Origin of the sequence: Brachybacterium squillarum M-6-3 (assembly GCF_000225825.1) — a bacterium.
GTDB lineage: Bacteria > Actinomycetota > Actinomycetes > Actinomycetales > Dermabacteraceae > Brachybacterium > Brachybacterium squillarum.
Window position 1 is genome coordinate 448672 of sequence record NZ_AGBX01000007.1, and the last position, 13210, is coordinate 461881.

At 74.1% G+C, this 13210-nt stretch carries 18 protein-coding genes, 1 tRNA gene and 1 pseudogene; 12 read left to right on the top strand and 8 right to left on the bottom strand.

Annotated features, from left to right (window positions below; all coding sequences use genetic code 11):
- Positions 1 to 45 precede the first annotated feature (45 nt).
- The 6 genes from OM98_RS11690 (at position 46) to OM98_RS11715 (ending at position 4877) form a co-directional block, all read left to right on the top strand.
- On the top strand, positions 46 to 450 hold the full coding sequence (locus OM98_RS11690; RefSeq protein ID WP_010534814.1) for a TOBE domain-containing protein: 405 nt from the start codon (positions 46 to 48) through the stop codon (positions 448 to 450).
- Positions 447 to 1259, top strand: a complete 813-nt coding sequence (gene modA, locus OM98_RS11695; RefSeq protein WP_010534815.1) for a molybdate ABC transporter substrate-binding protein — start codon at positions 447 to 449, stop codon at positions 1257 to 1259. The genes OM98_RS11690 and modA overlap by 4 nt, the downstream gene beginning before the upstream one ends.
- A gap of 3 nt (positions 1260 to 1262) precedes the next feature.
- Positions 1263 to 2051, top strand: a complete 789-nt coding sequence (locus tag OM98_RS11700; protein WP_010534816.1) for an ABC transporter permease — start codon at positions 1263 to 1265, stop codon at positions 2049 to 2051.
- A complete protein-coding gene (locus tag OM98_RS11705) occupies positions 2051 to 3109 on the top strand; it encodes an ABC transporter ATP-binding protein (RefSeq protein WP_010534817.1) in 1059 nt (352 codons plus the stop codon). Before OM98_RS11700 ends, OM98_RS11705 begins: the two co-directional genes overlap by 1 nt.
- 110 nt (positions 3110 to 3219) lie before the next feature.
- The gene (locus OM98_RS11710) at positions 3220 to 4266 is read left to right on the top strand and encodes a cation diffusion facilitator family transporter (protein WP_010534818.1); all 1047 of its coding nucleotides are present in this window, start codon (positions 3220 to 3222) and stop codon (positions 4264 to 4266) included.
- Entirely contained in the window at positions 4263 to 4877 is a 615-nt protein-coding gene (locus tag OM98_RS11715) for an endonuclease III domain-containing protein (RefSeq protein ID WP_010534819.1), read from the top strand. Before OM98_RS11710 ends, OM98_RS11715 begins: the two co-directional genes overlap by 4 nt.
- Positions 4878 to 4881: 4 nt before the next feature.
- Here the strand turns inward: OM98_RS11715 and OM98_RS11720 are convergent, their stop codons facing one another.
- Positions 4882 to 5394, bottom strand: a complete 513-nt coding sequence (locus OM98_RS11720) for a GNAT family N-acetyltransferase (protein WP_010534820.1) — start codon at positions 5392 to 5394, stop codon at positions 4882 to 4884.
- A gap of 75 nt (positions 5395 to 5469) precedes the next feature.
- On the opposite strand from OM98_RS11720, the gene OM98_RS16425 reads away from it, so the two are divergent.
- Both OM98_RS16425 and OM98_RS16430 read left to right on the top strand, forming a co-directional pair.
- On the top strand, positions 5470 to 5880 hold the full coding sequence (locus OM98_RS16425) for an EamA family transporter (RefSeq protein WP_010534821.1): 411 nt from the start codon (positions 5470 to 5472) through the stop codon (positions 5878 to 5880).
- Entirely contained in the window at positions 5832 to 6320 is a 489-nt protein-coding gene (locus OM98_RS16430) for a DMT family transporter (RefSeq protein WP_342626431.1), read from the top strand. Before OM98_RS16425 ends, OM98_RS16430 begins: the two co-directional genes overlap by 49 nt.
- Here the strand turns inward: OM98_RS16430 and OM98_RS11730 are convergent.
- Entirely contained in the window at positions 6247 to 6855 is a 609-nt protein-coding gene (locus OM98_RS11730) for an SA1002 family membrane protein (RefSeq protein ID WP_010534823.1), read from the bottom strand. The two genes, OM98_RS16430 and OM98_RS11730, sit on opposite strands and share 74 nt — an antisense overlap.
- Positions 6856 to 6914: 59 nt before the next feature.
- Positions 6915 to 7385 (bottom strand): annotated as a pseudogene (locus OM98_RS11735) (MerR family transcriptional regulator); the annotation flags it as partial.
- A gap of 74 nt (positions 7386 to 7459) precedes the next feature.
- On the opposite strand from OM98_RS11735, the gene OM98_RS11740 reads away from it, so the two are divergent.
- The 4 genes from OM98_RS11740 (at position 7460) to OM98_RS11755 (ending at position 10446) form a co-directional block, all read left to right on the top strand.
- Positions 7460 to 8179, top strand: coding sequence for a hypothetical protein (locus tag OM98_RS11740; protein WP_139017706.1), 720 nt, complete (start codon positions 7460 to 7462; stop codon positions 8177 to 8179).
- Positions 8180 to 8409: 230 nt separating this feature from the next.
- Entirely contained in the window at positions 8410 to 9117 is a 708-nt protein-coding gene (locus tag OM98_RS11745; RefSeq protein WP_010534826.1) for a histidine phosphatase family protein, read from the top strand.
- 10 nt (positions 9118 to 9127) lie between these two features.
- Positions 9128 to 9679 (top strand): DUF3090 family protein, encoded by a 552-nt coding sequence (locus tag OM98_RS11750; protein WP_010534827.1) that lies wholly within the window; start codon positions 9128 to 9130, stop codon positions 9677 to 9679.
- On the top strand, positions 9679 to 10446 hold the full coding sequence (locus tag OM98_RS11755; RefSeq protein ID WP_010534828.1) for an SCO1664 family protein: 768 nt from the start codon (positions 9679 to 9681) through the stop codon (positions 10444 to 10446). Before OM98_RS11750 ends, OM98_RS11755 begins: the two co-directional genes overlap by 1 nt.
- 320 nt (positions 10447 to 10766) lie before the next feature.
- Here OM98_RS11755 and OM98_RS11760 read toward each other — a convergent pair.
- The 5 genes from OM98_RS11760 to nadD all read right to left on the bottom strand — a co-directional run bounded on the left by OM98_RS11760 (position 10767) and on the right by nadD (position 13205).
- Positions 10767 to 10839, bottom strand: a tRNA-Ala gene (locus tag OM98_RS11760).
- 60 nt (positions 10840 to 10899) lie between these two features.
- Positions 10900 to 11556 carry a histidine phosphatase family protein gene (locus OM98_RS11765; protein ID WP_010534829.1) on the bottom strand — a complete coding sequence of 219 codons (657 nt, stop codon included), beginning with the start codon at positions 11554 to 11556 and terminating at the stop codon, positions 10900 to 10902.
- The gene (gene rsfS, locus OM98_RS11770) at positions 11553 to 11951 is read right to left on the bottom strand and encodes a ribosome silencing factor (RefSeq protein WP_010534830.1); all 399 of its coding nucleotides are present in this window, start codon (positions 11949 to 11951) and stop codon (positions 11553 to 11555) included. Before rsfS ends, OM98_RS11765 begins: the two co-directional genes overlap by 4 nt.
- The gene (locus OM98_RS11775) at positions 11948 to 12595 is read right to left on the bottom strand and encodes a hypothetical protein (protein ID WP_010534831.1); all 648 of its coding nucleotides are present in this window, start codon (positions 12593 to 12595) and stop codon (positions 11948 to 11950) included. Before OM98_RS11775 ends, rsfS begins: the two co-directional genes overlap by 4 nt.
- A complete protein-coding gene (nadD, locus tag OM98_RS11780; protein ID WP_010534832.1) occupies positions 12588 to 13205 on the bottom strand; it encodes a nicotinate-nucleotide adenylyltransferase in 618 nt (205 codons plus the stop codon). The genes OM98_RS11775 and nadD overlap by 8 nt, the downstream gene beginning before the upstream one ends.
- Between the last annotated feature and the right edge of the window lie 5 nt (positions 13206 to 13210).

The following is a 13210-nucleotide window of genomic DNA, read 5'->3' on the forward strand; positions in this document are numbered from 1 at the left end:
CGGATGAGGCCAGGGAGCCGAATCTGCGGCCCTAGACTGGGTTCCATGACGCAACTGCGAGTCCGTGAGGCGGCGACCCTGCTCGGGGTCAGCGAGGACACCGTCCGTCGCTGGATCGCCCGGGGACGCCTGACCGCCACCACCGACGGCGCCGGCCGGACGGTGCTGCCCGGCGCCGAGGTGGCGCGTCTGGCCCGCGAGCAGGCCCAGGTCCCCGAGGCCGAGCAGGGATCCCGCAGCTCCGCCCGCAACCGCTTCACGGGCCTGGTCACCGCGGTCACCCGCGACACCGTGATGGCGCAGGTCGAGCTGCAGTGCGGACCATTCCGCGTGGTCTCCCTGATGAGCAGCGAGGCCGTCGACGAGCTGGGCCTCGAACCCGGCAGCGTCGCCACCGCCGTCGTCAAGGCCACCACCGTGGTCGTCGAGGCCGCCTCGGGGACCGCGTGAGCACCGCTCCCCGCCGCCCGCGCCGCCTGCGACACCTGGGCGTCCTGCTGACCCTGCCCCTCGTGCTGCTGGGAAGCGGCTGCACGGCGGGCTCCGCCACCGGCGGGGGCTCCGACGCAGGCACCGGCGAGGAGGAGACCACGCTGACCGTGTTCGCCGCCGCCTCCCTGCAGGAGCCCTTCACCGAGCTCGCCGAGCGCTACGAGGACGAGCACCCCGGCACCACCGTGCGGCTGAGCTTCGCCGGCTCCTCGGACCTCGCCACCCAGATCGCCCAGGGCGCCCCCGCGGACGTGCTGGCCACCGCCGACACCGTCACCATGGACCGCGTGGTCGAGGCCGGCGACACCGCCGCCGAGCCGACGATCTTCGCCACCAACACCCTCACCATCGCCGTGCCACCCGGCAACCCCGCCCGCGTCGCCTCCCTCGCCGACCTCACCGAGCCTGCCCTGGACCTGGTGCTGTGCGCCCCGCAGGTGCCCTGCGGCCGCGCCGCCGCGGACCTCGCGACCGCCGAGGCCCTGGACCTGAGCCCCGTCAGCGAGGAGCAGAGCGTCACCGACGTCCTCGGCAAGGTCGAATCCGGGGAGGCCGAGGCGGGCCTGGTGTACGAGACCGACGTGATCCGCGCCGACGGCGCCGTCGAGGAGGTCGAGGACCCGGCCACCGGGGCCGTCGTCAACGAGTACCCGATCGCCCCGGTCGCCGACGCCGCCGAGCCCGACGATGCTGCCGCCTTCCTGGAGCTGGTGACCTCCCCCGAGGGGCAGGAGATCCTTGCCGCCCAGGGCTTCGGGGCGCCCTGAACGATGCCCGCTGCCTCGCTCTCCCCGCCCCTGCCGCTGTGGGTGCGTGTGCCCGCCGCCGCCGGCATCGCCCTGGTGCTGCTGCCGCTGCTGGCGATGACCCTGCAGGTGGACTGGGCCCGCTTCCCCGCCCTGATCGGCAGCGAGGCCTCCCGCGCCGCGCTCGCGCTGAGCTTGCGCACCGCCGCCGCCTCCACCGTGCTGTGCGTGCTGCTGGGGGTGCCGATGGCGGCGGTGCTGGCCCGCTCGCCGCGCCGCGGCACGGGGCTGCTGCGGGGACTCGTGCTGATCCCGCTGGTGCTGCCGCCGGTGGTGAGCGGCCTCGCCCTGCTCTCCGTCGTCGGCCGGCAGGGTCTGCTGGGGGCCGGGCTGGAGGTGCTGGGGGTGCGGATCGCCTTCACCACCGCTGCCGTGGTGCTGGCCCAGACCTTCGTGGCGCTGCCCTTCCTGGTGCTCAGCCTGGAGGGCGCGCTGCGGGCGGCCGACACCGGCTACGAGCAGGCCGCCGCGACCCTCGGGGCCGGCCCCACCCGGGTGCTGCTGGGGGTGACGCTGCCGCTGGTGGCGCCGAGCCTGCTGGCAGGAGTGGTGCTGAGCTTCGCCCGGGCGCTCGGCGAGTTCGGCGCCACCATCACGGTGGCCGGGTCCCTGCAGGGCACCACCCGCACCCTGCCGCTCGAGATCTACCTGCAGCGCGAGGCCGATCCCGATGCCGCGATCGCCCTGTCCTTCCTGCTGATCCTGGTCGCCGCGGCCGTGATCGCCCTGGTGCGACGACGGGGCGTGCGCTGATGCTGAGCCTGCGCGCCCGTCTGCCCGAGCGGGGCCTGGACCTCGAGCTGGAGCTGCCCGCGGGCGAGTCCCTGGCCCTGGTCGGTCCCAACGGCGCCGGGAAGTCCTCCGCCCTGGCGCTGATCGCCGGCCTGCTGCGACCCGCCGAAGGCCGCATCACCCTGGGCGGGCGGGTGCTCACCGAGGTCGTCTCGGGCCGTACCCGCACCCTCGTGCCCCCGGCCCGGCGCGGCATCGCCCTGCTCTCCCAGGACCCGCTGCTGCTCCCCCATCGCACAGTGGCCGGGAACCTGCACTTCGCGCTACGCGCCCATGGTGTGCCGCCGCGCCGCGCCGGGGCTCGCGCGCGGGAGCTGCTGGAGCAGGCGGGCCTCGCCCACCTGGCCCGGCGCCGTCCCGCCCAGCTCTCCGGAGGGCAGGCGCAGCGGGTGGCGATCCTGCGGGCGCTGGCCACCGAGCCGCGACTGCTGCTGCTGGACGAGCCCCTGGCGGCCCTGGACGTGGAGGCCGCCCCGCAGGTGCGCGCCCTCCTGACTCGCACCCTGGAGACCACGCCCGGCCTCGTCGTCACCCATGAGCTGCTGGACGCGGCGAGCCTCGCCCGGCGCCTGGCCGTCATCGAGCACGGCCGGGTGGTCGACCACCGCGCCACCCCGGCGGTGCTCGCCGACCCCCGCACCGCCTTCACCGCCCGCCTGGCCGGGCTGAGCCTGCTGTACGGGCTCTGGCGCGACGGTGTCGTGGAGCTCGCCGACGGCAGCCGCCTGGCTGCCGACACGGAAGAAGCCCTCGCGGCGGGGCAGCCGGTGCGCGCGACGGTGCGCCCCTCCCGGGTGGGCCTGGCCGACGAGGATCCGCCCACCGCGAGGGCGACCGTGATCGAGCGGCCCGTCGAGTCCCTCGAGCCCCACGGCGACCTCATCCGGCTGCGCACCCCGGACCTCGCGGCCGATCTGGACGCACTCGTCGTGGCCCGGGCCGGGCTCGCCCCGGGCGCCCGGGTACGCCTCTGCGTGCCCCCCTCGGCGGTGCGGGTGCACGCCGCCGGGGACGCCTGACCCACGATCCCGTCCCCCGCGCTGCCGCGGCAGGCTCCCCACCGCCGCGGACCACGGCCCGTGCGGCGGGCATCGGGCGCACAATGGAGTCGCCCACCCGGAAGGACCCCATGACCGACGCCCCCGCCCCCGCCGTCCCGGACGCCCCGTCACGCGACACCGCCGCCTCGTCCTCGACGGAGGGGCCCGGCGGCTCCGGACTCACTGTGCTGCTCGCCTTCTGCGCGAACCTGCTGGTCGCCATCGCGAAGACGATCGTCGCCGGGCTCACGGGCTCCGCCTCCATGCTCGCCGAGGCCACCCATTCCTGGGCGGACACCGGCAACGAGGTGTTCCTGCTGATCGGCGAGCGCCGTTCCCGCCGCGGCCCGGACGCCGAACACCCGCTCGGCTACGGCCGTGAGGGCTACGTGTGGGCGATGTTCGCGGCGATCGGCCTGTTCGCGGTGGGCGCCGCCGTCTCCGTCTGGCACGGCATCCAGTCCCTCGGCGAGGAGCCCGGCGCCGGGGGCGACTACCTGTGGGGCTACCTGGTCCTGGGGGTCGCCTTCGTGCTGGAGGGGATCTCCTTCCTGCAGGCCCTGCGGCAGACCCGGGGCGGCGCCCGGAAGCGCCGGATCAGCCCCCTGCGCTATGTCCGCACCACCTCGGACCCGATGCTGCGGGCCGTGTTCACCGAGGACGCGATGGCGCTGATCGGCCTGGTCATCGCCGCGGCCGGGATGGCCCTGCACCAGATCACCGGCGACCCGGTGTGGGACGCGATCGGCTCGATCCTGGTTGGCCTGCTGCTCGGCGTGGTCGCGATCTTCCTGATCGCCCGCAACACGGCCTTCCTCAGCGGCGAGGGCGGCTCCCCGCTGGCCCGGCAGCATCTGCTGCGCCTGCTGGTGGAGCATCCCGACATCGAGTCCGTCAGCTTCCTGCACCTCGAATGGGTGGGCGCGGACCGGCTGTTCCTGGTGGCCTCCGTCGACCTCGTCGGCGACCCCCGGGAGGCGGAGCTGCAGCAACGGATCCAGGCGATCGAGGACCGGCTCGAGGACGAGCCGGGGGTGGGCCGGGCCGTGCTCACCCTCTCCCGCCCCGGCGACGCGACCCGACTGACGCCCGGGGACCTGCCGGACTGGTACGAGCCGGAGACGTCCCGGCGATGAGCGCCCTGGCCACCGCGGACCTGCGCGGGCTGTACACGGAGCTGCACGTCCGGAACGGTGCCCAGGGCTGGTGGTGGCCCGGGCACGAGCCGCTCGAGATCGCCCTCGGAGCGGTGCTGGTGCAGCGCTCCCGCTGGGAGCAGGCCGCCTCCGCCCTGACCGCGCTGCGGACTCGGGGACTGCTGGACGCCGCGGCGCTCGCCGCCACCGAGGAGGACACGCTGCGGGAGCTGGTCCGCCCTGCGGGTTTCCCGGCCCAGAAGCCGCGGCGACTGCTGGCACTGGCCCGCTGGTGGCGGGACCGCGCCCCGGGGGCCGGCGACCTCGACGATGCCGCGCTGCGGGCGGAGCTGCTGGCCGTGGACGGGATCGGCCCCGAGACCGCCGACGCGATCGGGCTGTACTGCTTCTCCCGTCCCGCCTTCGTCTGCGACGAGTACGCGCGACGGTTGCTGCGCGGAAAGGGCCACGAGGTGCCCGGCTCCTACGAGGCCTTCCGTCGCGCCCTCGCCCCCGCCGTCGAGCGGGCCGGCTTCACGGTGGCGGAGCTGGCCGAGCTCCACGGCCTGATCGTGGAGGAGGGCAAGCTCGCCTCCTCCCGTCGCGGCTGAGCCCTCAGCGCGCCGGAGCGCCCGGATCGAGGGTGAGCTGCAGGAAGGCCAGGTCCAGCCAGCGACCGAACTTCACGCCCACCTGCGGCAGCAGCCCGGTGCGCTCGAAGCCCAGCTTCTCGTGCAGGGCGATCGAGCCGGCGTTCTCGGCGTCGATCCCGGCGACCAGCACGTGGATGCCCTGGGCGCGGGCGGCCTCCAGCAGGGCCTCCATCAGCGCCCGGCCGAGCCCGGCGCCGCGCTGGTCGCCGCGCACGTAGACGGAGTGCTCGACGGTGTGGCGGTAGCCGTCGTGGGGTCGCCAGGGCCCGTAGGTGGCGTAGCCGAGCACGTCGTCGTCCTCGTCGACCGCGACCAGCAGGGGGAAGCCTGCCGCGAGACGCTCCCGGATCCACAGCCGCCGGTTCTCCTCGCTCACCACGGTGTCGTTCCAGATGGCCGTGGTGTGGGCGACGGCATCGTTGTAGATCTCGGTGATGCGCGGCGCGTCGGCCTCGGTGGCGGTGCGGATGCTCATGCGGGTCATCGTCCCACTCCGCGGCACCACCGTCCGCACCCGGCCCCCGAAATCCCCCGCGTCGACGGAGCCCTCGTGAGCACCACCGATCCCCGCCCCGGCCGGTCGCCGGGCCTGCTGGCGGTGCTGACCACGGCGGTGCTCTGGGGCACCACCGGCACCGCGGCGACCTTCGCGCCGACGGCAGGACCGATCGCGATCGGCGCGGCGGCCCTCGGCATCGGCGGGCTGCTGCAGGCCGCGATCGCCGTGCCGGCTCTGCGCGCGGCGCGTCCCGCCCTGCGGGGCCGTACCCGGGCGATCGCCCTCGGCGCGCTGGCAGTCGCGATCTATCCGCTGGCGTTCCACAGCTCCATGCACCTGGCCGGCGTCGCGATCGGCACCGTCGTCTCCCTGGCCTCGGCGCCCCTCGCCTCGGGCCTGTCGGGCTGGGCCTGGTGGCTGGGGCGAGCTACGCGGGATACGCCGTGGTGGTGCAACGGATGATGCACGCGGGGGTTCCCCGCGCCGCGGCGATGGGCTCGGTGTTCGGCGCCGGCGGGGCGCTGCTGATGCCGGTGCTACTGGCCACCGGTGCTCCCCTGCTGGCCACCGCCGCGGACACGACGGTCGCGGTCTACGTGGCGCTGGTGCCGATGTTCCTGGGCTACCTGCTGTTCGGCATCGGCCTGGCCCGGATCCCGGCCTCGACGGCCACCACCATCACGCTCGCGGAGCCCGCGGTCGCGACGCTGCTCGCGGTGCTGGTGGTCGGCGAGCGACCCGGCCTGCTGGGCTGGGTGGGGCTCGGCCTCATCGGCGCGGTGCTGGTGCTGCTGAGCGCGGCCCCGAGCCCCTCCGACCCCCGGATGCTCAGTGCTCCGAGGGCTCCCGCAGGGTCGCGAAGTCGCCGGAGTCGTGGTCCTGCGCCTCGATCCGCAGCTTGACCATCGCGGTGGTGATCCAGACGGCGATCAGCACCGGCAGCAGCAGGACGATCAGGACCTTCGGGTCCAGCACGGTGGAGAGGTAGGAGTTGAGCGCCCGGGTGATCTCCCGGTCCCCCAGCATCTCGCCGAGGCCGCTGACGTTCTCCACGATCACCTGGTAGATCGTCACGTAGATCAGCGACCACTGGATGTAGTACTCCACGATGGTCAGCCACTCGTGCGTCACCCCGAGCCGCTGCATGATCGGCCGCATCACCAGGAACAGCACCACCCCGGAGGCGACCATCACCAGCACCAGCCCGAGGAACACGCCCGCCGTCATCGAGACCAGGTCGGAGATCAGCATGTACAGGCCGATCATCACCACGATGATCACCAGGCCGAGCAGCGTCATCATCAGTGCGATCCCCGCGGCGGCGAGGTAGGCGCCGCCGCGACCGAGGCGGGAGCGATCGGTGCCGGGCGGCTCGGTGAGCAGTCCCATCACGGCGAACAGGCACGCGAGGGCCAGCAGGTGGAGCACGACGGACATCGGACCCCTCTCTCCGGGTGGCTTCGGGCAGATTCTTCCATCCGTCCGAACCGGCGGGTTCATCCCCGGGTGAGGCGGTCCTCCTGGGCGAGGCGACGCACCGCGGAGAGCACCCGGTCGCCGAGCACGTCGAGGCCGACGACGGCGAGCGCGGCGCCGGGCACGGCGGGGTCGGTGACTCGGCGCATCTCCCGGGCGGCGGGGTTGTCGGGCCGCACCTGCCAGCCGCGGGCGGCGAGCAGCGCCTCGACCCGGGCGCGGGCCTCTTCCCCCGGACTCGGGGGCGCGGGGGTGAGGGCGTACTGCACGGCCCCGAGGGAGAGGCAGCGGTCGCCCTCCTTGCCCGCGAGGTGCTCGATGACCTCGCGGGCCTGGGCGACATCGAGGCCGCCCACCTCGATCAGGGCGCGCGCGAGCCGCAGCGCGGCGACGTGCCCCTCGCCGTAGACGGCCTGGTTGGGGCTGGTCAGCTCCCCGGACGGGATCAGGCGTTCCCGGATGTAGTAGCGGATCGTCGGGGCGGCCACCCCGGAGCGGGCGCTGGTCGATCCCGGCCAGCTCGCGAGCTACGGGCATCGAGCACCCCGACGCCCCGACGCTCGTGGTGCTGCGGCACCGCGGGGTGCTGCGGCTGCTGCTGGGGGCGGCGCTGGTGCTGGCCGCGCTGCGTCCGCGCCACCGCCTCCCGGTGCTGCTCGGTGCCCTGCTGGCCAAGCCATCCTTTCTGGGGCTCGTGCTCAGCGACCCCGCGGTCCGCGCAGGGGCGAGCCCCGCCGGCACCGCTTTCGATGGCGTGAGCATCGTCCTGCTGGCGGCGATCCCGCTGCGGGAGAGCCGGGCCGATGGTGACGTGACCGTGCGCCTGCTCGCGGACACCGCCGGCGGGCGACCGCTGCGGTTCCTGAACGGCCTCGCGGTCGCGGCCGCCGGCACCGTGCTGGTCACCGACTCCAGCGCCCGGCTGCACTCCACCTCGCTGGGGCCGGTGCTGCCGGGGATCCCGGACATCCTCTCCCGCAGCGCGGAGGGAACGATCCTGGTGGGCCTGTACGACCGCTCCCCCGCCTTGGACCGCCTGGTGCTGCCCACCCGGATGGGTCGTGAGGTGGTGGCGCGGCTGCCGGCGGACTGGTTCCTCGTGGGCGGACTGAGCGGGTCGGTGCTGGTGATCGGGGAGGACGGCACGGTCCAGGGTCGCTTCGGCGATCTGGGCACCGCGGCGACCGGGGTCCTCGCCGATGAGGGCGCTTGGATCCTCGGGGCGCTCGGCACCACCCAGCTGCGACGGGTGGAGGATCCGACGAATCCGTCGCTCTCGCCGTGAGGACGGGGTTCTCCGACCTCCCTTTCCCACCGTGAAGGGCACGCGGTCGACAATCTCAGGCTGCGTGGAGGAACTTCAGGAGGCAGTGCGTCCCAGACCTCGCGCTCGACCCGCGGAGAGGTCTCGGCAATCACCTCGCGGAGGACTCGACGGGCTCGACCCGTCGCCACCCGGACAGCACCCAGGCCGGGATGACGCCCAGCGTGGCCGGCCAACACTAGGCTGGCGGGATGGCGACAGCACTCCTCGTCCGGCACGGCCGCACCACGGCGAACACCGCCGGGCTGTTGGCCGGCCGCGCCCCCGGGGTCCACCTCGACGAGGTCGGGCGCGAGCAGGCGGCCCTCACCGCGTCCCGGATCTCCGAGGTGCCCCTCGCCGCCGTCGTCTCGAGTCCGCTCGATCGCTGCCGTCAGACCGCCCGCTTCCTCCTGGACGCCCAGTCGGCCGCTCCCTCCGCCCCGGTGGACCCCGACCTCACCGAGTGCGACTATGGGCAGTGGCAGGGCAGGACGCTGAGTGACCTCGCGACCGAGGACCTGTGGTCACTCGTGCAGTCCGCGCCCTCCGCCGTGGTCTTCCCCGGCGGGGAGTCCCTGGCGGGGATGCAGGCCCGCGCGGTGGCCGCGGTGCGCCGCCACGACGCCGCCATCGAGGCCGAGCACGGCGCGGACGCCGTGTGGGCCGCGGTCAGCCACGGGGACGTCATCAAGTCGATCCTCGCCGACGCCCTCGGCATGCACCTGGACCTCTTCCAGCGCCTCTCGGTGGGCCCCGCCTCGGTGTCGATCGTGCGCTACGGGGCCGGCCGCCCGAGCGTCCACGCCGTCAACACGGACGCGGGGGACCTCTCCTGGCTCGCCCACGGCCTCGGCGCGGACGACGCACCCGTGGGCGGCGGGGCGGGTCACCCACCATCGCCCCGCGACGGCGCCTAGAGTGAAGAGCATGCCCTCCCTCCAGCACGAGTTCGACTGGCCAGACCGCGCCGTCATCGGCACCCTCGGGGCTCCCGGAGCGCGCACGTTCTACCTGCAGGTGCGCGCCGGGACCCGGGTGGCGAGCGTCGCCCTCGAGAAGCAGCAGTCGGCACTGCTCGCGGAGAAGATAGACGAGCTCCTTGATCAGCTCCACGCCGCCGAGGGCAATCCCTTCCACGTCCCCACCGAATCGGCCCCCGAGCTGCTCGACGACGAGCCCCTCGAGCCCGTCGAGGAGCTGTTCCGCACCGGGACGATGGCGCTCGGCTGGGACCCGGCCACGGCGCAGATCGTCCTGGAGGCCCACCGGCTCCCCGAGGCAGACGCCGAGGACCCCGCCGCGCTGCTCGACGACGAGCCCGAGGTCGCCGACGAGATGCTGGTGGTGCGGATGCCGGTGGGCACCGCTCGCGCCTTCGCCCAGCGCACCATCGGGGTCGTGGACGCCGGTCGCCCCGTCTGCTCGAGCTGCGGGAATCCCATGGATCCCGAGGGGCACGACTGCCCCGCCGAGGACTGATGTCCGGGCCGGACCTCGAGCATGACGAGCTGACGCTCCGAGGGCGCTACCGGACCGCCTCGAACGCCACGTTCCTCGGCGCCATCGGGGACGTTGCCGTCGTCTACAAGCCCGTGGCGGGCGAGAGCCCCCTGTGGGACTTCCCCGACGGCCTGCTCGCGCACCGGGAGGTGGCCTCCTTCCTGGTCTCCGAGACGCTGGGTGGGGGGACGGTGCCGCGCACCTGGCTGCGGGACGGGCCGCTCGGGGCGGGCATGGTCCAGCTCTGGCAGGAGCAGGATCCCGAGCACCCGGCCGTCGATCTCGTGGCGAGCGAGGACCTGCCCGTCTCGGGCTGGCGGGCCGTCCTGCACGGCCAGGACGAATCGGGCCGCGAGGTCACCCTGATCCACGAGGACTCGCCCGCGCTGCGCCGCATGGCCGTGCTCGACGTGCTCCTCAACAATGCCGACCGCAAGGGGGATCACGTCCTCGCGATGCCGGGAAGGCACCGCTACGGCGTGGACCACGGGCTGACCTTCCACACCGAGCACAAGCTGCGCACGGTGCTGTGGGGCTGGATCGGCGACGCGCTGACCGCGGAGGAGCTGGCGGGCATCGACCGGGTCGCCGCGGGTCTGGGCGCAGAGCTCGGTGAGGCGCTGTCCGCGCTCCTGACGGCCGAGGAGATCGAGGCGCTCGCCGCGCGATGCACGGCCCTGCGCGCGGAGGCCCGGTTCCCGGCTCCCGCGGGCGACATGCCCGCGGTCCCCTGGCCCCTGTTTTGAGCATCCCCGGGGCTCTGCGGTGAGCACAGGTCGACGGGCGACGGCGCGCTGCCTCCTCGGGCGCCCGCAGCGATGGACCTCCGATCCCGTCGTCGTGCCGGGGCCCCGTCACGCCTGTGCGGGTATCGGGGCAGGTGCGTCACGTCTGCGTTGTCTACGGGGTCCCTATCCGACGTGAACGTGACGCACCCCCGGAGGGTGGGACGGTGCCCGCACACCGTGGGACGAGCAGCGCGGTCGCGCCTCACCCCGGACGCGACGAAGGCCCCCGCCATCGGCGGGGGCCTTCGCCACGAGTCACTGTCTCACGGTTTCTCGAGTGGAGCTAAGGGGATTCGAACCCCTGACCTCTTCCATGCCATGGAAGCGCGCTACCAACTGCGCCATAGCCCCGTATCGGGTGCCGCCTGCTCGATCCCCGTCCGGGTCTCGCGCCGTGGCGACGGATCGATATTACATGCCCGCCGGTGTGCCCGCGAAATCGGGGGCGAGGTTGTGTGACACCAGCCTCATGAGGCGTCCCTCGGGGTCGGCGGCGAGGGGTTCCAGCAGGCTGCGGTGACAGTTCTCCAGGCCGCCGAGGCCCAGGAAACCGTCGGCGGGCAGGCCCAGCAGGGCGGTGATGCCGAGCGTGGTGGAGGCGCCGTGGCCGACCACCATCACGGTCTGACCGGGGTGCTCATCCAGCAGCTCGCGGCAGCACGCGGCGACCCGGGCGGCGACGGCGGGCCGGTCCTCGACGCCGAGGCCGTGCACGGGGCGGTGCGCACGCAGGTCCGCGTACTCCTCGGGCCAGCCCTCGCGCATCTCGGCGCCGGTCATGCCCTCCCAGCGGCCGAAGCCGCGCTCCAGCAGCACCTCGGAGGTGGTGACCTCCACGTCGCAGGCCTCCCCCACCGCGCGCGCGGTGTCCAGGGCCCGGCCGAGCGGCGAGGCGACGATGACGTCGGGCGGGTCGGCGACCATCGCGCGGGCGAGAGCGGCGGCCTGGGCGCGGCCGATCTCGTTCAGGGCGATGTCGATCTGGCCCTGCAGGCGGCCCTCACGGTTGTAGTCGGTCTGGCCGTGGCGGGCCATGACCAGGCGCCCCGCCGGGGAGCGGCGGCTCACGCGGGGTCCGCGGACTCGCCCTCGGGGCGGCCGTCGGAGACCTCGAGGTCCAGCGCCGGTGCATCGCGCCAGAGCCGCTCGAGCGCGTAGAAGGCGCGGTCCTCGGCGTGCTGGACGTGCACGACGATGTCGCCGTAGTCCAGCAGCACCCAGCGGGCGTCGCGCTCGCCCTCGCGGCGCAGCGGCTTGCGGGAGCGGTCCTTGAGCAGGGCCTCCTCGACGCCGTCGACGATGGCGGCGACCTGCCGCTCGGAGGTGCCGCTGCACACCAGGAAGATGTCGGTGATGACGACCTGCTCGGAGACGTCCAGGCCGATGACCTCCTGGGCGAGCTTGTCGGCAGCCGCCTGGGCGGCCACGCGGGCGAGGTCGAGGGATTCGTCGGAAGCGGTCACGCGGGCAGGTCCTCCGTGGGGATCGTGGGGGTGGCATCGAGATGCGCGGTCAGGGTGTCGATCGAGCTCAGGGCGGCGGTGTCGCCGCCGCCGAGCACGCCCATCAGCAGCAGCACGACGAGCGCCACCAGGGCGAGGGCGATGAGCACCCACACCACCCACAGCAGCGGCTTGCCGCCGGAGCGCTCGGGGCGCTGCAGCACCTTGCCGTCGTAGCGGGGGGCAGGGCGCGGGTCGGGCGCCTCGGAGACGGTGAGCTCGCCGAGCTCGACGCCGTCCTGGTCGCGGACGACGGGGCTGCCGCCCTCGGGAAGCGCGGCGGCGCCGGTGGGCTCGGCGTCCCCGGCGGGGGCCTCCCCCTCCGCCAGCTCGATGATGCGGGCGCGCTTGCCGAAACGGCGCAGGGTCGGCATGGGCGCCTCGGCGCTCGGGGGCGCGACGGCGCCGCGCACGGCGGGCGGCTGCTCGGACTCGGTCGCGGGCTCCGGGGCGGACCCGGGCTCCACGGGCGGATGCTCACCGGTCTCCGAGGCCTCGCCGGATTCCGCGGCCTGGGCCGCAAGGGCCTCCTGCGCGGCGGCCTCCTCGGGGCTCAGCCGGCGGGCGCGACGGCCGTGGCGGGGAGCGGACTCGGTCTCACTCATCGGCCTCACCTCCTGTGTACAGGGCGTACTTGTTGATGTATTGGACCACTCCGTCGGGCACCAGGTACCAGACGGGGGCGCCGGCCCGGACCCGGGTGCGGCAGTCGGTGGAGCTGATCGCCATGGCGGGCACCTCGATCAGGGTCACCCCGTCGTCCGGCAGGCCGGAGGTGTCCAGCTCGTGGCCGGGCCGGGTGACGCCGATGAAGTGCGCCAGCTCGAAGATCTCCTCGGTGTCCTTCCAGGTGAGGATGGACTGCAGGGCGTCGGCACCGGTGATGAAGAACAGGTCCGCCTCGTCCCGGCCCCCGTAGTGCGCGCGCAGGTCACGCAGCGTGTCGATGGTGTAGGTGTCGCCGGGCCGGTCCACGTCCACCCGGGAGACGGTGAAGACGGGGTTGGCGGCGGTGGCGACGACGGTCATCAGGTAGCGGTGCTCGGGGTCGGAGATCGAGCGGTCCACCTTCTGCCAGGGGCGGCCGGTGGGCACGAACACGACCTCGTCCAACGCGAAGACGCTCTGCACCTCGCTGGCGGCGACGAGGTGGCCGTGATGGATCGGATCGAAGGTCCCGCCCATCACGCCGATCCGTCGACGCTGCCGCTGCATGGGGC